This is a genomic window from Treponema sp. UBA6852 (genome assembly GCA_002449305.1).
Lineage (GTDB): Bacteria > Spirochaetota > Spirochaetia > Treponematales > Treponemataceae > Treponema_D.
Genome location: DKDI01000037.1, coordinates 26,326 through 44,378, shown reverse-complemented (window position 1 = coordinate 44,378; position 18,053 = coordinate 26,326). Strand labels below are relative to the sequence as shown.

The following is an 18,053-nucleotide window of genomic DNA, read 5'->3' as shown; positions in this document are numbered from 1 at the left end:
TTCACATACGTTCAAGCCTATTGCAGCTTGTCACTCACAGGCTCTTAAAGAGCCTTTGGTACTACTTACTACCCTTAAAAGGGTCTTCGTATTCTTTTTCACTAACTTTGTCCATCGCAATATCATGAGATTCTTGTTCGCGGATATACTTTGCAATTGTAGCTTCATTCAAGCCAACTGTGCTTACGTAATATCCTTCTGCCCAGAAATGGCGGTTCCCGAACTTATATTTCAGGTTTGCGTGCCTGTCGAATATCATCAGGTTGCTCTTGCCTTTCAGGTATCCCATGAATTGCGACACGCTGTACTTGGGTGGTATGTATGCTCACCAGCATATGGATATGGTCGCTCATCAGATGCCCTTCTATGATTTCCACGCCTTTGTAGTTGCACAGCTGCCGCAGTATTTTCCCCTATGCTTTCCTTGTACTGTCCATATATTGCTTTTCTTCTGTACTTTGGTGTAAATACTATGTGGTATTTGCAAAGCCATTTTGTATGGCTCAGCGAGTCTCTTATATTTGCCATTCTTCTTTCCTCCTTGGTGTTTTGCAATAGACTTGAACAATCTTATTGTACACCTTCGGGGAAAGCTTTTTTGCTATAAGCTTCTGCCTCGCACCCGCATAGCGGGTGGTTGTCTGTGAAAATATTCCGCTTCGCTTCATAAAGCATCACAGTCGAGTACATACCTCGACACACAAATCAAATTTACTTTTCAAGAATAAATTCTACACGGCGGTTTTTCCAGTTCACACTTGTATCCTTGCGGTCTGCAACTGGTTCTGTTCCGCCCTTTCCTTCAACAGAAAGCCGAGAAGAATTAATTCCGAATTTCACAAGTTTGCTCTTTACATATTCAGCACGCTGCTCAGAAAGAGAAATCAAAGCCTTGCCCCAAACCCCTTCCTCTGTCTCTTCCGCAGAGTTGTCAGAAATTCTATTTGCGTGTCCAACAATAGTAACTTTGTAATCTTTGAATTTTTTAAGAATTTCAGAAACACGCTTTAGAACACGCGCATTGTTGTCAGCTTGCGCCTGAGTAATTCCAGGCTTAATAATTTTTCCATTCGCATCAACGGTTCTTACACCAAAATCAGCTTCATTGCTTCTAAATATAATCGAAGGAATTTGCATTTTGAGTTTGTCGCCATCGCGGACAACAAGAACATCAACATTTATTACGCCTTGAGCTGTACTTGACATTCCAAGCTCATCGTAAGCTGTAAATTCAAACGGATAATCTTCCGCAGACTGAACAATTTCTCCATTGTTTCCGCGTCCATCCCAAATGATTCTTTTTGTAATTGAAGATTTTCCGCTTGTTTTCCAGAATGCTTTTCCGTTTCTGTCTTTAATTGTAAAGCTCCAATTCTTAAGTCCAGCAATTGTCTGGCATCCAAGCTCAATGAACAAGTCGTCATCATTGCCATCGTTATCCGGGCTGAAATATTTTGGAGCAGTTCTAACAGAAAGCGCAGGTGGAATTGCAGTACAAATAAAACTTGAAGAAGATGCATCTACAACATTTCCTTTTGCATACTCAACATGAAGTTTTCCAGTAAATGTACCTTCTGCAATTTTTTCATCCGCTGTATCGCCAGCCCAAGTAATTGCAGATGGAAGATTTTCACTGTCATTTCTAGAGAAAGTTTTTACAACAGAATTAGCTGAATCAACAATGTCAAATTTCCATGAAGAAATTCCTTCAGCAAGAGAAACTTTTATATCGAATTTTTGCGCATCAAGAATTCCGTCAGCATTAGGAGAAATGCCTTTGTATTCAGCCGTAACAAATCCAGTTACAGGGCGAGCATCCAAAGAAATTCCTGCAATCGTTGTGCTTCCAGAATTTCCTGCTGCATCCTTTGAAGAAACTGCAAGTGAATACACTCCATTTGCCGCTTTGTTTCCGCTGTCGTCCGTTCCGTCCCATGCAAAATCCAAGGCCTTTGAATTATTCCAGGCAAAAGTTTTTACAACCTGATTTTTCGCATTACGAATTTCAGCGTTCCATTTTGTTTCAACAGAGCAGTCCTCAACTTTTACAGGAATAGTCTGACGACTTGAAATTCCATCCGGAGAAAAAACTGTATAAGGCGCAGAAATTTTTATTGATGGCGCAACTGTGTCAAGGACAAATTCCTGACTTGCAGCTTCCGCTTCTGTTCCGCTATTCGCAACTGTTTTTATAACAGCAGAATAAGTTCCATCTGCGCACCTTGTTCCATCATCAGCAAGTCCGTCCCAAATAAATGAAGAAGGAATTTTTCCAGAGCCTTTAAAAGTCTTTACAGCTGTTCCATTGAAAATCTTAAGCTCATAAGAATCGATTCCGCTGGAAGCTTTTGCAACTGGAGTTAAAACAACCTTGTCCTGAATTCCATCTCCGTTCGGAGAAAAAGCAGCCGGACTTACAGAAAGCGCAAGTTCAGTTTTGCTTGTATCAAGCACAAATTCTTTTGATTCCATCAAATTGCTGTTTCCAGCAAGCTCTGAAACTTCAAGAACATATTTATATTTTCCGTCTTTTACAAACTGACCTTTATCATCAAGTCCGTCCCATTCAACAGAAGCAGGAAGAACTGTGTCAAAGTCAAACTTCTTTACAGCAACATTATTTTCATCAATAATTTTTCCTGTCCATGTTTTTTCTCCAGTATAGGCCGGCTCCGCAACTTGCTGCTGCGAAATCTGGAATTTATTTTTTCCATTAAATACTGTATTCGCAGGAAGAGAAACAGCTGCCTTAGGAGCTTCATTGTCAAGAACAAAAACAGGAGAATAAACAGCCGCAGGCTCATAGCCATTCAAGTACTTTGCGGTTATTTTTGCACGGTATTCTCCATCATCTAAATTTGCACCCGAATTATTTTTTCCATCAAACAAGAATGAAGAAGGCGGATTTGTTTTTCCAGATTTTGAATAATAAAGTTTATCATCGTCTTTTCCTACAATGGAAATCTGCCAGTCAGTAAGCGAGTTCACACTTGCAGAAGGAGACGGAATTGCAACAGCAAAATTAATTGTCTTTCTTGCAACCGCCACACTTCCTTTTGGAGACGGAGCAAAATATCTTGAGCCATTTATTGAAATTGCGGTTTCCGGCTTTTCAGCAGAAAAAATTATATTTGAAATTCTTGCTTGTTCAGAAGTGTTTCCTGCCAAGTCAGTTGAAGTAATTTCGTAGTTGTAAACGCCATCTGGCATAATGGACTTGCTTTCGTCTGTTCCATTCCATTCAATTTCCAATGGAGAAGAATCTTCCCATTTATATGAGCGAACAAGATTTCCCTGTGCATCTGTTATTTTTGCAGTCCACAGTTTTTCAGCTGAACCAGACTGCTTGATTTTCAATACAGCCTTGTTTCCTTCTCCAAAAATTTTATCAGCGCCTTCAAGTTTTGCAAGATTGATTTCCGGCGGAGTATTGTCAACAACAACCGGCAGTTTTGAAGTTGTGGCAGTATTTCCGTTGTCATCAGAAGCCGTAAACTGATAATAATAAGTTCCGTCCTGCGCCAACGAACCGTCATCCAAAAATCCGTTCCAGACAATTGTGGAAGGAATATCAACGCCGCGCTTTGGAGTTATCAATGTCTTGAAAAAAGTTTTAAAAGTGAATTTTGACGGAAGCGAAATTTTGTTTCCAATTGTGCGCACAACATTTCCAGCCTCATCAGTAATTACAAAGCTCCATTCTTTTACATAGCGTTTTTCGCGGATTTTCAAAGGAACTTCAAGAGTGTCTTGAATTCCATCGTTGTTAGGTGAAATGTAAACAATGCCAGGCTCAGCAAAAAGCTCAGAAGAAAAACTAAGCGCAGAGCAAAGGGCAAATGCTGTAAAAATTTTTCTAGTTGTTTTTTTCATTTTTTATTCCTCGTTCCAAAGAATGATTTCAGGAGCATCAGTGTCTTTTAATCCCAAGTCCAGCCTTGCGCCAAAACTTACAGCCTGAATTCCTGAATAAAGTGTCTGCGTTGCAACAGAAGGAGTTATTTCGCTTTTTTCCCAGTCAGCATTAGTTTCTGAAAATTTCTTAGAAGTAATTCCAAGTTTTAATGAAACTCCAACAGAAATGCTGTTCACACCGTCAGCTTTTCCTTCTGTAATTTCGCGGATATTCGCCTGCCAACCAAGAGACAAGCGGATAAATTTGTTATATTCAAATCCAAGTCCTAAATCCATTATACAATTCTGAAAAAACGGAAAGGCAAAATCAGTGCTAAACGAGCCAGCCCATTTCTTTACTTCAAAGACAGTCGAAGCAAAGGAAACTCTTGGAGTAAGCATAGACGGATAAGATGAAGATTCTTTTTTTTCATCAATTCCAAGCGTTTCATAGTCAGCAGTTTTTCCAATATTTAAAAGTGAAAGTCCAAATCTTGGGTTCGTGAAAATGCCAAAGCTATTCATTTTATAAAGCGCGCCCAAATCTATTCCAGCAGAAAAATCAGAGCCGCTTCCCATATAAAGACCGGTATAGACATTCGCACCTACGGAAAGTTTTTCATTGACTTCTTTTGCTAAGCCGGCGTGAAAAACCAAAGTCTTTCTCAAATCCATTCCATAGAAATCAGCAAAAAGAGCATTTGCAGTAAGCGAAAAAACAGACCATTTTGTAGGAACAATCATTCCAGCCTGAAATCCACCGCCAGCAGTTTTATCGCTGCTTCCGCCTTCAATTTTTATTTTGTCAAAGTTATAAAAAACAGTTCCGCTAAAATCAATATCAGCACGCTGCTCACCAGCAGTAAGAGCAGGATTATAAGTTATAGATGCAGGAACAACTGTAAAATTCGGACCGCCAGCGGCAGACGCAGCACCAGACATAAGCTCAGGATTTGCAAGCCTATAAAGATCCTCGCCACCATAAGGCGGATTATAAGCAAATAGTTCAGCCATGCCTGCTAAAAAAGCCGCAGTCAAAATTATTTTTTTCATAAAGTAGACCTCCAGATTCAAATTATAACAAAAAATAAAACTATTTTAAATGGAATAAAATTCTCATTTGCCACAAAGTAAGGCTCGCTCAACTTCATCTATTACAAAATCAGGAGTACTTGCCCCGGCAGTAAGTCCTACAACTTTTAAAGAATAAATTTCATCAGGAATTTCAGAAGCATCTTCTATAAGCGCAGTTTTCCCGCAGATTAAGGACGCAGTTTCAAAAAGCCTGCGTGTATTTGCAGAATTCTTTCCGCCAATGACAAGAATCGCATCCACTTTGCCTTCAAGCTCTTTCAATGCATTTTGACGCTCCATCGTCGCCGAACATATAGAATTAAAAATCTGAACCAAAGGATTTTTCAGTTTCAACACCGAAGCGATTTTTTCAAACTCAACAGGACTGAATGTTGTCTGCGCAATCAAAACTGTTTTTTCAGGAACTTCAATTTTTAGAGCTTCCTCAGAACTTTCCACAACAAGAACATGATTTTCCGCATATCCTGAAATGCTTACAACTTCGCCATGATTTTTGTCGCCCGCAATAACAACAAGAAACCCTTTCTTTGCCCATTCAGCCGCTCTCTTCTGACTAAGATGAACTCTTGGGCATGTCGCATCAAGAATTTCCGATCCTTGATTTTCAAGAGCAGAAACAACTTGCGGTGTAGTTCCATGCGCGCGGATTACAACAACTGAACCGTCTTTGGCTTTTTCAAGTGAAGAAGCCTCAAGAATCTGAGCGCCTTTTTTTTCAAGAGAATCCATAACAAGAGGATTGTGAATCAAAGGTCCAAGAGTAAAAACTTTCTTCTGTCCATTTTTTTCTGAATCTTCAAGAGCGGCAGATGCAGTTTCAACAGCACGCCTAACCCCCATGCAAAATCCAAGAACTTTGGCACGAACAACTTTCAACGGCAACTCCAGTGTCAGTTTAAAAATTTTGTTATTTTTTTAAAACTGACTTACAAAAGAAAAAAGCCGCAACTAAAAAAGTTACGGCCTTAAAATTATTCTTTAGCAAGCGGAAGAAAAATTCCGGCTAAAGCAAGTTTTAAACATTCTGTGTTGAGTTAAACGAAAGAACATTTTTGCTGTTATGCGGCCTTACGTGGTTTGAAAATTCTCCCGGCTCCCAATTGCGGCGCATCAAAGATACAAAGCCTGGAACAATGAGCATAGAAGAATAACATCCAGAAAGAAGACCGACTGTAAGAACTATTGCAAAGTCCTTTATGCTTCCAGAAGTAAAAATAAGAAGCGCAACAGAAGCAAACATCGTTGTTACAGTTGTAATAATTGAGCGCGACAAAGTTTCAGAGATTGAAGCATTCAATATGTCATTAAATTTCTTTGTCTGAATCAAACTGATATTTTCACGCACACGGTCCAAAATAACGATTGTGGCATTGATTGAGTAACCAAAAATCGTAAGAACAGCAGCAAAGCTTGTCGCAGAAAATTCAACCTGTGTCCATGAAATGAACGAGAACATTATAAGACAGTCATGAACAAGTCCGATTATTGCACCAACTGCAAAGTCCCAGTGGAATCTTATAGCACAGTAAATCCAAATTGCAAGCAAAGTAACAACTGCAAGAATAACAGACTTGATTGCATTGCTGCTAGAAAATCCAGAGCCTACAAAGTCAGTTTTAATAATCGCAACGTTATTTTCGCCGAATTTTTCCTTGAGTGAACCGATAATTCCTGCCTGAAGAGAATCAGAAGAAGCACCATCCTTTGAAATTGCCGCGCGAATCTGGAAACTTCTATTTGCATCGTCTCCAAGTTCCTTTACTTCAACACCTTCAGAAGCAAGAGCAGAACGAACATCATCAATAGAAACATTTTTTGATGCATCTGAAACATAAAGCAAAACAGGAATATCCGCTGAAAGACGAGAAGTTGAAGAGCTATCCAAATAAATTCCATAAGAACTTACATTTTCAGCGCCTTTTACAGAAACCGAAAGTCCATCAACTTTAGAAAGAGAATCTGCAATATCTTTTATCGAAGGATTCTGTGCATAAGAAAAAACTTTAGTTTCGTTTTCCGCGCCAGTTCCTGTTATAACAAGTTCCAGTGCTGTGCTTGAAGTTCCAAGGCTTATATTTGCAGAACCATTGTAGGAAATTTCAATAGCGGCCGGACCAATGCGGACTTCTTCCAAAAGACCAGGCACAAAGTCAATGCCGAAATTTATTCCACGGATAAAAAATCCTGCGATTCCAAAAAGAATCAAAACTGAACTTAAAACAGCGCAGGCAGGAAATGCTTTACTGAATTTTTTTACTGTTTTCATTATTTAATCCCCCAGCCAATGCTGATATTCTTTACTTTTAAGACTTCTGTCTGGAAATCAAATATAAGGCGAGAAACAACCAAAGCTGTAAATACAGTTGAAACTACACCAATCGCAAGGCTCACTGCAAATCCCTGAACGGCACCGCTTCCAAGCTGAGTCATAAAGATTGCAGCAATAAATGTGGTGATGTTTGAGTCCATGATTGCCCAGAATGCATTGTCAAATCCTGCGCTTACACTAGAAGCCCTGTCTTTTCCAAGGCGACGTTCTTCCTTTATGCGCTCAAAGATAATAACGTTCGCATCAGTCGCCATTCCGATTGTAAGAATCATACCGGCAACAGTCGGCAAAGTAATTGTAAGATTAAATGCGCTCAAAATACTGAACATGATATAAAGGTTCAAAACCTGAGAAACACAAGCATTTATTCCAGATCCCTTGTACCATATAAGCATGAAAACCATAATTGAAATAAGACCGACAGCAACTGCCAAAAGTCCCTGACGGATTGCCTGTTCTCCCAAAGAAGCTCCAATTACCTGCTGGCTTTCTACGCTAAGAGGAACATCAAGCCAAGCTGTCTGCAAAACTTTACGCAAGTTCTGGGCTTCACGCTGCCCGAATCCTGTAATCTGAACGTTGCCACCTGTAATAGCAGTATTTATAGTAGCATTTGACTTGATTTTATTGTCGCTGACAATGCAGAGGTTTTCACCAACGTGCTCGCCAGTGAATTTTCCAAAAATTTCAGCGCCTTCAGCATCAAGAGAAAATGTAACAGCAGGACGTCCTGTAAGTTCCTCTGCACCGACATCAGCTGATTTTATGTGCTTTCCATCAAGAGCAACTTCTTTTTTTACAACAAGATAACCTTCACGCTGATCAAGTCCGTAAGCGTCTGTTGTGTAGTAACCCAAAACTTCGCAGTCTTCTGGAATAATGGAAGAATCAACAAGATTTCCTCTTATGTCAAAAGTTGTGTCAGGATTGTTGTAATAGTAAGCATTGAAATTTGAAGTAGCCTCATTGTCAACAAGACGGAAATTCAAAATTCCGCGTCCCTGAATTATCGAATTAATCTGATCAGCTTCTGCAGAACCAGGAAGTTCAATATAAATTCTGTCCTCGCCTTGCTGTCTGATTGTTGGAGAGCTCAAGCCAAAGCGGTCAATGCGGTTTGTCAAAGTTTCGACAGCTTGAGCCATTATATCAGCCTTCAATGTTGCAGTGTCCAAAACAGCATCGCCCTGCTTTGCAATAACAGAGTCAAGGTCAGCCTTTACAATTACGTTCATTCCGCCTGAAAGGTCAAGACCAAGCTTTACAGAATTCTTATAATAATCTTTTGTCTTAAGAATCTTTTTTCTATAAATTCCTTCGATAAAAGAAGCAAGTTCTGATTTTGAATCAAAAGAATTCAAAGCGTCTTTTAAAAGAATTGTGGCAGGAACTTTTTCTCCAGCAGTCTTGAAATTCTTCTTTGCCTGTTTTACAAGCCACTGGCAATCTTCTGGAACTGGGGTTTCTGAATTTGCTTTTACAGCATCAACTAATTTTCTAACTTCAGAATTAGCCTTGAAACTTGAATAATTTTTTATATTTTCCAAAGAACTCAAGGCAAGAACCTTGTCTTCTTTTGGAGTGCGTACGTACCAGCTGATTGACGGCCACAAAAAGGCAAAGCAAACAGCCAGCACTGCAATAATCATAAAAAGCCGGCTTTTCTTACTCATCTTTCTTTTCCTCAGAAGCAGCTGGCTCTTTGTTTTCTGCGCTAGCTTTTGGCTCTTCTTTTTGCTTTTTTCCTGATTTTTTATCTTCAGTTTTTACAGCAGGTTTATCAGAAACAACTGTTGCAATTGCAGAACGGTTGAATTCTATTTTTGTATTTTCATCAACTCTTACTGTAACAACATTTGAATCTTTTTTTACAGAGCTGACAGTTCCGTGGATTCCTCCGATTGTAATTACTTTGTCGCCCTTCTGAAGCGCATCAAGCATTTTTTGAAGTTCTTTCTGCTTTTTGTTCTGCGGACGAATCATAAAAAAGTACATAATTCCTATGATAAGAATGAGAGGCAAAAACATTCCAAATCCGCCGCCCATAGCCGCAGGATCAGCTGCCTGTAACAAAAGTGAATTAAACAACATATTAAATTCCTTCCTTCGTAATTAATTTAAAATGGTATAGAAGAATAACATTATTCGCATAAATTTACAAGAGAATTAATTCAGAGAATTATTTAGACCAATCATTTTCATAAGTTCTAAATTTTCTTGCAATAAGCAATTGAGGTGATTTTTCAACGAGAGAAAATTATCTTCCAAGCAGTTTTTCAAGCTCGGAATTTTTACTTAGATATAAAGAATTCGACGGATCAAGAGCCACAACCTGCTTTAAATAGTACTGCGCCCGTCTCCAGTCTTTTTTTGCATAGTAAATTTCATAAAGCCTGTAAAGAGAATCCTTGTTGCGCGGGTTTGCAGTCAAACTTGCCCTTAAATCAGCAAGAGCAGAATCTTCTGTTCCCTGAATCTGGCTTCGTTCAAAATACAGAAAGCTTTTCATTTTTTGACTAGCAGAAGGCAAAAGGCTTGAAATAAGCTGCATCGCTGAATTTTTTTGCCCTGAAGCAGAAAGAACTTTTACGTAAGCCATGCACGAATTTTCATCAGCAGGATTTTCCTCATAAGCTTTTAGCGCAAGATTCATTGCCTCTGTGTTCTTTTTTAACGCAAGGCAAATATCAATGTGGCTGAAAAGCGAAGTTTTTTGCGCTGAAGGAATCTGCATAAGACGTGAACTTAAAGAATACGCTTTTGCATAATCGGATTTTTTTATGTATTCATCCAAAAGAATTTGCATCGCCTGGACATTTTTTAAATCTTTTTCAAGAACTTTTTCAGCAAGTTCAAGAGCTGTCATTCCATTTACAGAAAGACCTGCAACAGAAGCAGTTTGTGCAGCAACAAGCAGAGTTTCAACATCATCAGGATACAAGCTAAGAGCAGTTCCGGCAGTTTCTATAGCGGCGGTATTATTCTTGCTCCAGTCACGCAAAAGCTGTGTGCGCAAAAGATAATATTCCTTGGAAACAGCATTTTTCTTTTCAACAGCATCGAGTAAAGAAGAAGCTCTGATGTAGTCCTGTTTTTCCATGAGGATTTTTGCACGTAGCAAAACATAGCTTGTGTTATCCGGCTCAAGCAAAAGAACGCGCACAACAAATCCTTCCGTCTTATCAAAGTCTTCAAGGTGAAAAGCAGACAACGCGCAAGTCTTTAAAAGCTCTGTGTCCTGCGGAAATCGCGACAAAAGTTCTTCGCCAAATGAAAGCGCAAGCTCATATTGTCCTGTTAAAAAACAAGCCTTTGCCACCGACTCAAGAATTTCTTTTGTTCCGCCAGAATATTTTCCATTGCTAAGCTTAAAATATTCCAAAGCCTTTTCATTTTTATTCTGCTTTAGACAAAGAATTCCCATAAGATAATTTGCAAGAACTGAATCAGGACAAAGCTCAAGAGCAAAATTCAAAGAGTTTTCGGACAACTCATAATAGTCTTCTATTGTTCCCGATGAAGTCAAAAGAACCAGCGACGGAAGCATAATGGAAAGAAAATCAGAGCGGTTCATGCTTAAATCATAAATTCCCTTTTTTGCACTTTCAACAGCACCAATATACTGATTTGTTTTGGCAATAGGCGGAACACTCCAAGTTATAGATTCAGACGGCCATGCAAGTTTCATAATTTCCGCGGAAATATAAAGGATGCTTTTTTCTGCATCTGAATAGTCATCGGGCGAACTTTTATGAATTGAAGAAGCTGCCTGCCTTAAACTTTGTGGAGAACCGATTTCCACCAAGCGCATCGTCTCTTTATTTATGGAAGCAAAAAACGATCTGTCTTTTGAAGGAGCAACCTGAACCGCAACTGCGGACAAATTTTCTTCAGGCTTTGGCGCAGGAGAAGGTGAACTTGCACAAGAGAAAACAAATGGCAATGTAGCAAACAAAACAAGATAAAAAGTTCCGCGCATTTTCCGCAAAAAAATTATTTCTGAAATTTTGGCTTTTCTAAAAAATCCGGCCGCAGATTTCGTTAAAACAATCTTTCTAAAAGTTGTCATCTGAAGAATCATCCTTCATATACGGAAATTCCTCGCTGTTTATTCTTTGAACTCCATAAACAAGAATAAGAAGAATTCCCAGAACAAAAAGGACTATTGGCCAGAAAACCGAAATAAATTTTGCAAACGAAATATGGAACACATGAAGCGAAAAAAGCAGGAAAATAATTCCCAAAACAAAAAGAGCGACTGACGGAAAAAGAAAAACCGTCCTTATTTTTTTATAAATGAATAAATCCGAAACAATAAAAGCAAGTCCGGCATTTATTACAATAACCGGCCAAAGTTCTTTTAAATTCAAATGTAAAAATTCTATGTTCAGCAAGGCAAAAAAGATGCTGTCAAAAACAAGCATAAATCCCAATGCAATGTAAAGGCTGCGTTTTCTTAGTCCTGCAAGAGAAACTTTTTTTGTCTGCTTAAGATTTTCCATAATCGAAGTAAATAATAAGATAAATTTCAATTCTTGACAACGGCTTTTAAAAACATACAGGAACAACTTTGAGCGCCAAATTTTTAATTGAAAATACTTTCTATTATATGGTAGAATAAAAGAATGATTCGGAAAGTTTTTAGATCTGCAGCAGTGGCTTTTTTTTCCATAATTATCATGTCATGCGCAAGAGACAGAAAAGGAGAAATTCTGCCGGAAGCATTTTCAAAGCAATACAAGAATACACAAAATCTTTTGATTTCGCTACTTGAAAAAAAAGAAACAAAGGGCGAAACAAGATACGCAGTTGTAAATAGAATAGCAAACAATATGCTTTCCGTAAAAGATTATCCGTCGCTTGTGCATTTTCTTACAAACTGGGTTGAGCTGCATGAAGACGATTCCTACAACGCATACTGGCTTTTGATGACAGCTTATGCTTATCTTGAAAATGAAGCTGAGCCGATAGCGGAATATTATTTTGAGCGGATTATAAACAATTACAACGACCTTATTGTACAGGGAAAATCGATTCACTTTATATGCCTTCAGCATTTAATTCAAATCAGCTCAAGTCCGGCAAACAGAATTTCATATTTCAACCAGCTTATAAGCCGATTTCCAAACAACGTAAGCACAACGGAACTTTTCTACAGGCTCGCACTTGAATACGAAAAGGAAGGCGAATGGAATCAGGCAATCCGCTCATATACGCAGTTTCTTGACCAAGACGACGCATCCACGCTGCAAATTTCAGGCTACCCGAACGCATATTTAAATGCAAAGCAGCTTATAGATTTTAGCAATTCATCAAAAGACTGGACATTTGAAACACTTGACGCTCTTGTTGCCGCTGTAAAGTCTGGAATTTCTTCATACAATTACAAAGCATTGGACCGCTATAAGTCAAAAGTCAACTTTTTTGCAATGTCCTGGCGACAAGTTGAAACTGATGTGAACGCCCAAGAAAGTTTTTCGATGCGCTCATTTATGCGAGGCAACAGAATCCGTTACAGCGCAGAACTTGATCCGTCGTCTTCTCCAACCGAAGCATATTTGCGCACAACAGGCTGGAGCAATTACGTGAATGTCTGGTATCTTTATTTTAGAAAAGTGAATTTTCCAGCTGACCCGGAAATCCACGGACGCTGGGAATGGGCTGGAATTTACTTTGGTGAAAAATTGTAATGAAGAAAAAATTTGCATCTTCTATATTTTCAATATTGCTAGCCTCGTTTATTTTTGCGGAAGAGCCAGTTGCTGATTTTGAAATCGGCTTGTCAAAATTAAAAAATGAAAGTCCTGCAAAGACGAAAGTCGTTTCAGGCTCAGGAAAAGAAAAGAAAGTTTCAGTTCAAAAGAACTATATAATTCCAGAGCCAAAACGCAAGGACATTGGCATTTCTGGAGTTTTTAAAGAGCAGACTTTAAAATACAGGGAACGCTACCTTACAGATTCAAACAGGCAGTGGCTTGCTGAAATCCTTTACGATTCAATTCCATACAGACCATATATAAGAGCGAAACTCAAAGAAAAGAAAATGCCGCTTTATCTGCAATATCTTCCAATTGTTGAGTCAAACTACAAACCAACAGCGGTGTCTGGCTCTGGCGCAACCGGGCTTTGGCAGTTCATGGCAAACAGCATGCATCCTTATTTAAAAAAGAATGAATATTTTGACGAGCGGCGTGATCCATGGAAAGAAACTGATGCCGCGCTTTCAAAGCTAGCGGAAAATTTCAAAGTGTTTAACGACTGGCATTTGGCAATCGCTGCATACAATATGGGAGCAGGAGCAGTTGGCCGAATTGTAAAAGTGAACCCTGGAAAAGATTATTGGGCTTTATCAGAAAAGGGACTTCTAAGCAAGCAGGCTTCTGAATATATTCCAAAACTTATAGCAATTGCGGACATTGTTGAAAATGCAGATTTTTATGGAGCTATTGAAATCGGAGTCGCAGACAAAAGGATTGAAGGTGTTGCTCCGGAAAAATTCAGCTACCTTACAATAAAAGGAAGTATAAAACTTTCAACTGTAGCCAAGGCAGCCGGAATTCCTTTAGAAACTGTAAAAATGCTTAACATCGAGCTTCTAAAGGAAACTACGCCGCCCGGAACAACTTACAGATTAAGGCTTCCAGCTGGCAAAGCAAAAATTGCCGCAGAAAACCTTCGGTAAATTTCTACATTATTTTTTTGCCTGCATGCCAAAGTTTTTCAAGCTCGTAAAAGTCTCTTGCATCTTGGCTCATAAGATGCACAACAATCGGACCTAAATCAATTAAATTCCAGTCATTGCCCTGAGAAGTCTTGTTATGAATTTTATGGATTTCAAGATCGGTGTCTTTTATGTAATCCTTTATTTCCTTGTAAAGACCTTGCCAATGCGGACCGCTTGAAACAGTTGCAATTACAAAATAATCAGTCCAGCTGTTAAGCTCAGAAACATCGATAACACAAACATCCGCGCCTTTTCCATCTTCCATCAGCTTGGCAATTTCCAGCGCCATTTCTTTTACAGTTTTTTCCATTTTTCCTCACTCGGACGATTTAGAAGAAGAACTTCCTTTTACAAAACGCCCATTGAAATCTTTGCCCAAAATAATTGTAAAGTCAGCCTGAGCAGCACTTGTGGAATCAGCATTTTCCGGCATAAGTTCCTCATCAATTATATTTGAGCAATGAATAAAATTTCCCAAAGTTTTTGCAGCTTCAGAGTTTCCAATATGATTTATAATTTCAGTTTTTTCATAGTCATTGCGGTCGGCATTTTTTGTTTCGAGAACTTCATAACCCGCGCTTTGCAAAAGGAAAGAAGTGTTGCGCGCAAGCCCCTGCTCCGTTGTTCCATTTTGAATTACAAGGACATAAACACGGTTCTGATTTCCAGAATCGCCTGAAACAAGAGAACTTATAGCCTGATTTATAACATCCTTTATGAGCTGACCGTCATAATACGGAAACAAAAGAGTCTGTCCGTCAACAGTTCTTAAACTTCCTGTTATAGTCTGAATTGAAAAGCGCTCAGTGTCAATCAATGAAATTTTTTTCATCAAGTTATAGAAATTTTTCTTGTCTATGTTTGTCTTGATTTTTTCTTCATAAACTGAAAAATTATTCTTTGCAAAAATAATATTGCGGTTTTCTTTTAAAGCATAAATCAATGAAACAAAAACAGCTTGACGCCTGTCCTCAAGGTCGCTTGCATTTTCAGACGGACTTTTATACATAACATAGTCATGGATTTTATCTCCGTCCAAAACAACAGCACCGCTAGGAAAAAGACAGCGCATTCCATTTTCATCTGTTTCATCAACAGGAAAGGAAATAAAAACATTCAGTCCGCCAAGATAGTCTGTAAGCACCTCCAAGTCTGAAAGTTTTATTTCAATTGTAAAAGGAATTTTCTTTCCGATAAGTTTTTCAATTTCTTCTTTATAAGAAGCAAGGCCTTTTTCTTTGTAAACTGAATCAATTCTGTCAACACGCCCAAGGCTTTTATAAATTGCGCCTGTGTTTCCTAAAATGTCAAAAGCGGCAGCTTGTCCTGTCTGAGGGTAAAAAACAAGAACGTCTGTTGAAAGAGCGTTTCCTTCATCATCCTTTAAAATCCAAAGGCTGTTTATAACAGGATTCAATTTAAGATTTTCTTCAATAGGATCCACACGAAGCGAAAAAGCAACAAAGCCAACAACGCCAATAATAATCACAAGAATAGCAAGAAGAAAAATTCCATTTCTTTGGTCTTTTGAAATATTCATTTTTACAATCCTTAAAACTTAGCTGGCACGAAGAGAGTTTTCCGAGGCAATCTGCTTCTTTAAATCCGCTTCAAATTCATAGCTTGAATCTGCAATTTTTTTCTGTCTGTTTTTTAAATACTCCATATTTTCTTGAACAACAAAAAGCGTCATCTCATTAAGAGGCATAGAAAAAAGTTTTTTTCTATATTCTTCTGTTGACTGCGGGCGTCCAGGCTCAACTTTGTCAGCAACATAAATAATTTTTGCAAGAGGACACAAACCTGCACCGCCAAGTGTATGGTTCGCAACAGCCTGAATAACACCAGGATTTTTCACGGAAAATTTCTTTTGAAGCAAAACTGCGGCTGCTCTTCCATGCAAAAGCGAAGGTTTGTTTTTTTCAATTTCAGAAATAGAATTCCCATCTTCGGACGCAAGAGAAAGAATTTCAGAATCTTCCATATTTTTGCAAATATCATGGGAAAGTCCTGCAAGATAACCAATGTTTTTGTCGCAGCCAAACAAGCCGCACATAAAAGCCGCTGTTTCCGCGACACGGACAGAATGCTCAAAGCGTTTTTCTTTCAGTTCCGACTTTGCATATTTCCTGATTGTTTCTATAAGCTGTTCAGTTTTTGCTTCCATACAAATTACCGTCAATAATATACTTGAAAACTTTTGAAGGCACAAGATATTGAAAGGCCATTTTATTTGCCGCCCTAAACCTTATGCTAGTTGAACTTACGGCGAGCGGCTCATTTTTCAGAAAAACTGCATTTTTAAAAAGCGGCTCGTCTTCAATCCGAAATTCTTTTTCTGCGGAATTTTCCACTTCAAAATATTTCCCGGTCGCTTTGTTTTTAAAATTTTTATCTTCAATCTGAAATGGTCGTTCCGCCAAAATCAGCTCGCACTTTTTTACAAGCAAAGCAGCATTGTTCCAAAGATGAAAAGTTGAAAACAAGTCTCTGCCAATTACAAGTCCTATTTTTTCAGGCTTGTATTTTTCTTCAATAAAGCAGATTGTGTCATAAGTGAACGAAACTCCGCCACGTAGAATTTCGCAAGGCTCCATTTCAAACCGCGAATCATCTTTGCAAGCAAGCTCAACCATCTTCGCTCGTTTTTCAGGCGGCAAAGCTCCGTTCATGTTTTTATGCGGCGGAGAAAAAACCGGCACAAAAAAAACTTTGTCATATCCAAGCGAAAGACAAATTTCGTCCGCCAAAGCAAGATGCCCGATATGAATCGGATTGAAACTTCCACCCAAAACTGCAATTTTCATTTTCAGTTTTCACTTCCCGGAAACTGAACTTCCATTGAATCGTCCACGGAGCGGCTGGATAAAAATGAACTTTTTTCAGGCACGGAATTTTCTTCGGAAACAGGTTTATTGAGCGATTCCATTTTTTCAATAAGCGAAATTATTTCAATTCTTGCTTCATTCATGTTTGTTCTTGCCGCAACAGAAACTGCGAGGACTTTTACATCAGGCTCTTTGCTTTGGATTTTTTCCTTTACTTTCATTGCATTTTCAAGCGCGCCTTCAATGTCAATTTTATTGCAAAGAACAATTCTTGGCTTCTTTGTAAGTTCCCTGCCAAATCCGTCAAGTTCCTTTAAAAGCAAATCATAGGCTTCAAGAAAATTTTCATCACTGCAGTCAATCATAAACAAAAGCCCGGCAGTTCTTGAAATATGCTTTAAAAACCTTATACCAAGACCAGCACCTTCAGATGCGCCTTCTATTATTCCGGGAATATCTGCAATAATAAAATCTTTGTCATCGCCAGCATGAAGCACGCCAAGATTCGGAATTTTTGTTGTAAAAGGATACGGAGCAATTTTCGGGCGCGCGTTTGTAAAAAGATCCAGCAAACTGGATTTTCCTGCATTCGGAAATCCAACAAGACCAATATCCGCAATAACAGAAAGCTCAACACGCAGAACTCTTTCCTGTCCTGGCGCGCCTTTGTTTGCAATACGCGGAGCTTGGTTCGTGCTTGATTTAAAATGCACATTTCCCCAACCGCCATTTCCGCCTTTCAAAAAAACAAACTGCTCTTCTTCGCTTTCAACAGTAAAATCATAAATAAGTTCGCCAGTTTCATTGTCGCGGATTGTAGTTCCCGGAGGAACTGGAATTACAACATCCTCGCCATCTTTTCCATAGCGATTCCAGCCTTGCCCATCGCCGCCGTTTTTAGCCTTCAAAATCGGGTGATACCTTAAATGGGCAAGAGTTCTAAGATTCTTCTTTAAACAAAAAACCACATCTCCGCCGCGACCGCCATCACCGCCGTTCGGACCGCCGTTTGGAATATATTTTTCACGCCTAAATGAAACACAACCGTTGCCACCTTTTCCAGAACGGACAGTAATAACAGCCTCATCAGCAAATTGAATCATCGTTGCTCCCATAAAAAAAGCCCAGCAAGGATAATTATTCCAAGCCGGGCATTTAAATTATTTTAGAAAATTTCAAATCC

15 protein-coding genes and 1 pseudogene are annotated in these 18,053 nt (G+C 38.9%); 2 read left to right on the top strand and 14 right to left on the bottom strand.

The window, feature by feature from the left end; translation table 11 throughout:
• Window positions 1-61: 61 nt before the first annotated feature.
• The 9 genes and pseudogenes from tnpA to B3209_RS08435 all read right to left on the bottom strand — a co-directional run bounded on the left by tnpA (window position 62) and on the right by B3209_RS08435 (window position 11,820).
• Window positions 62-528 (bottom strand): annotated as a pseudogene (gene tnpA / locus B3209_RS08475) (IS200/IS605 family transposase).
• Window positions 529-711: 183 nt separating this feature from the next.
• A complete protein-coding gene (locus tag B3209_RS08470; protein ID WP_296663786.1) occupies window positions 712-3,873 on the bottom strand; it encodes a FlgD immunoglobulin-like domain containing protein in 3,162 nt (1,053 codons plus the stop codon).
• A gap of 3 nt (window positions 3,874-3,876) precedes the next feature.
• Complete coding sequence (locus B3209_RS08465) at window positions 3,877-4,947, bottom strand: hypothetical protein (RefSeq protein ID WP_296663788.1); 1,071 nt, start codon at window positions 4,945-4,947, stop codon at window positions 3,877-3,879.
• Between the two features lie 63 nt (window positions 4,948-5,010).
• Window positions 5,011-5,865 (bottom strand): 4-hydroxy-3-methylbut-2-enyl diphosphate reductase, encoded by an 855-nt coding sequence (gene ispH, locus B3209_RS08460; RefSeq protein ID WP_296663790.1) that lies wholly within the window; start codon window positions 5,863-5,865, stop codon window positions 5,011-5,013.
• A 139-nt stretch (window positions 5,866-6,004) separates the two neighbouring features.
• Window positions 6,005-7,255 carry a protein translocase subunit SecF gene (gene secF, locus B3209_RS08455; protein ID WP_296663793.1) on the bottom strand — a complete coding sequence of 417 codons (1,251 nt, stop codon included), beginning with the start codon at window positions 7,253-7,255 and terminating at the stop codon, window positions 6,005-6,007.
• Window positions 7,255-8,991 carry a protein translocase subunit SecD gene (secD, locus tag B3209_RS08450; protein WP_296663795.1) on the bottom strand — a complete coding sequence of 579 codons (1,737 nt, stop codon included), beginning with the start codon at window positions 8,989-8,991 and terminating at the stop codon, window positions 7,255-7,257. The genes secF and secD overlap by 1 nt, the downstream gene beginning before the upstream one ends.
• A complete protein-coding gene (yajC, locus tag B3209_RS08445) occupies window positions 8,984-9,409 on the bottom strand; it encodes a preprotein translocase subunit YajC (RefSeq protein WP_296663797.1) in 426 nt (141 codons plus the stop codon). The genes secD and yajC overlap by 8 nt, the downstream gene beginning before the upstream one ends.
• 166 nt (window positions 9,410-9,575) lie before the next feature.
• A complete protein-coding gene (locus B3209_RS08440) occupies window positions 9,576-11,387 on the bottom strand; it encodes a tetratricopeptide repeat protein (protein WP_296663799.1) in 1,812 nt (603 codons plus the stop codon).
• The gene (locus B3209_RS08435) at window positions 11,374-11,820 is read right to left on the bottom strand and encodes a hypothetical protein (RefSeq protein WP_296663801.1); all 447 of its coding nucleotides are present in this window, start codon (window positions 11,818-11,820) and stop codon (window positions 11,374-11,376) included. Before B3209_RS08435 ends, B3209_RS08440 begins: the two co-directional genes overlap by 14 nt.
• A 123-nt stretch (window positions 11,821-11,943) precedes the next feature.
• Here B3209_RS08435 and B3209_RS08430 point away from each other — a divergent pair, with 123 nt between their 5' ends.
• Entirely contained in the window at window positions 11,944-13,008 is a 1,065-nt protein-coding gene (locus B3209_RS08430) for a tetratricopeptide repeat protein (RefSeq protein ID WP_296663803.1), read from the top strand.
• On the top strand, window positions 13,008-14,000 hold the full coding sequence (locus B3209_RS08425; protein ID WP_296663804.1) for a lytic transglycosylase domain-containing protein: 993 nt from the start codon (window positions 13,008-13,010) through the stop codon (window positions 13,998-14,000). The genes B3209_RS08430 and B3209_RS08425 overlap by 1 nt, the downstream gene beginning before the upstream one ends.
• A 4-nt stretch (window positions 14,001-14,004) precedes the next feature.
• On the opposite strand, the gene rsfS is transcribed toward B3209_RS08425, so the two are convergent.
• The 5 genes from rsfS to obgE are packed head-to-tail and all read right to left on the bottom strand — an operon-like array spanning window position 14,005 to window position 17,973.
• Window positions 14,005-14,352 carry a ribosome silencing factor gene (gene rsfS, locus B3209_RS08420; protein ID WP_296091287.1) on the bottom strand — a complete coding sequence of 116 codons (348 nt, stop codon included), beginning with the start codon at window positions 14,350-14,352 and terminating at the stop codon, window positions 14,005-14,007.
• A gap of 6 nt (window positions 14,353-14,358) precedes the next feature.
• Window positions 14,359-15,582 (bottom strand): LCP family protein, encoded by a 1,224-nt coding sequence (locus tag B3209_RS08415; protein WP_296663806.1) that lies wholly within the window; start codon window positions 15,580-15,582, stop codon window positions 14,359-14,361.
• A gap of 18 nt (window positions 15,583-15,600) precedes the next feature.
• A complete protein-coding gene (gene yqeK, locus B3209_RS08410; protein ID WP_295800274.1) occupies window positions 15,601-16,209 on the bottom strand; it encodes a bis(5'-nucleosyl)-tetraphosphatase (symmetrical) YqeK in 609 nt (202 codons plus the stop codon).
• Window positions 16,193-16,849: a nicotinate (nicotinamide) nucleotide adenylyltransferase gene (gene nadD / locus B3209_RS08405; protein WP_296690465.1), complete on the bottom strand. Its 657-nt coding sequence runs from the start codon at window positions 16,847-16,849 to the stop codon at window positions 16,193-16,195. The genes yqeK and nadD overlap by 17 nt, the downstream gene beginning before the upstream one ends.
• A gap of 2 nt (window positions 16,850-16,851) precedes the next feature.
• Complete coding sequence (gene obgE / locus B3209_RS08400; protein ID WP_296690463.1) at window positions 16,852-17,973, bottom strand: GTPase ObgE; 1,122 nt, start codon at window positions 17,971-17,973, stop codon at window positions 16,852-16,854.
• Window positions 17,974-18,053 lie beyond the last annotated feature (80 nt).

Coding starts and splice junctions, on each gene's coding strand:
- B3209_RS08470 (WP_296663786.1), bottom strand. CDS start 3,873: ATGAAAAAAACAACTAGAAAAATTTTTACAGCATTTGCCCTTTGCTCT.
- B3209_RS08465 (WP_296663788.1), bottom strand. CDS start 4,947: ATGAAAAAAATAATTTTGACTGCGGCTTTTTTAGCAGGCATGGCTGAA.
- secF (WP_296663793.1), bottom strand. CDS start 7,255: ATGAAAACAGTAAAAAAATTCAGTAAAGCATTTCCTGCCTGCGCTGTT.
- secD (WP_296663795.1), bottom strand. CDS start 8,991: ATGAGTAAGAAAAGCCGGCTTTTTATGATTATTGCAGTGCTGGCTGTT.
- yajC (WP_296663797.1), bottom strand. CDS start 9,409: ATGTTGTTTAATTCACTTTTGTTACAGGCAGCTGATCCTGCGGCTATG.
- B3209_RS08440 (WP_296663799.1), bottom strand. CDS start 11,387: ATGACAACTTTTAGAAAGATTGTTTTAACGAAATCTGCGGCCGGATTT.
- B3209_RS08435 (WP_296663801.1), bottom strand. CDS start 11,820: ATGGAAAATCTTAAGCAGACAAAAAAAGTTTCTCTTGCAGGACTAAGA.
- B3209_RS08430 (WP_296663803.1), top strand. CDS start 11,944: ATGATTCGGAAAGTTTTTAGATCTGCAGCAGTGGCTTTTTTTTCCATA.
- B3209_RS08425 (WP_296663804.1), top strand. CDS start 13,008: ATGAAGAAAAAATTTGCATCTTCTATATTTTCAATATTGCTAGCCTCG.
- rsfS (WP_296091287.1), bottom strand. CDS start 14,352: ATGGAAAAAACTGTAAAAGAAATGGCGCTGGAAATTGCCAAGCTGATG.
- B3209_RS08415 (WP_296663806.1), bottom strand. CDS start 15,582: ATGAATATTTCAAAAGACCAAAGAAATGGAATTTTTCTTCTTGCTATT.
- yqeK (WP_295800274.1), bottom strand. CDS start 16,209: ATGGAAGCAAAAACTGAACAGCTTATAGAAACAATCAGGAAATATGCA.
- nadD (WP_296690465.1), bottom strand. CDS start 16,849: ATGAAAATTGCAGTTTTGGGTGGAAGTTTCAATCCGATTCATATCGGG.
- obgE (WP_296690463.1), bottom strand. CDS start 17,973: ATGATTCAATTTGCTGATGAGGCTGTTATTACTGTCCGTTCTGGAAAA.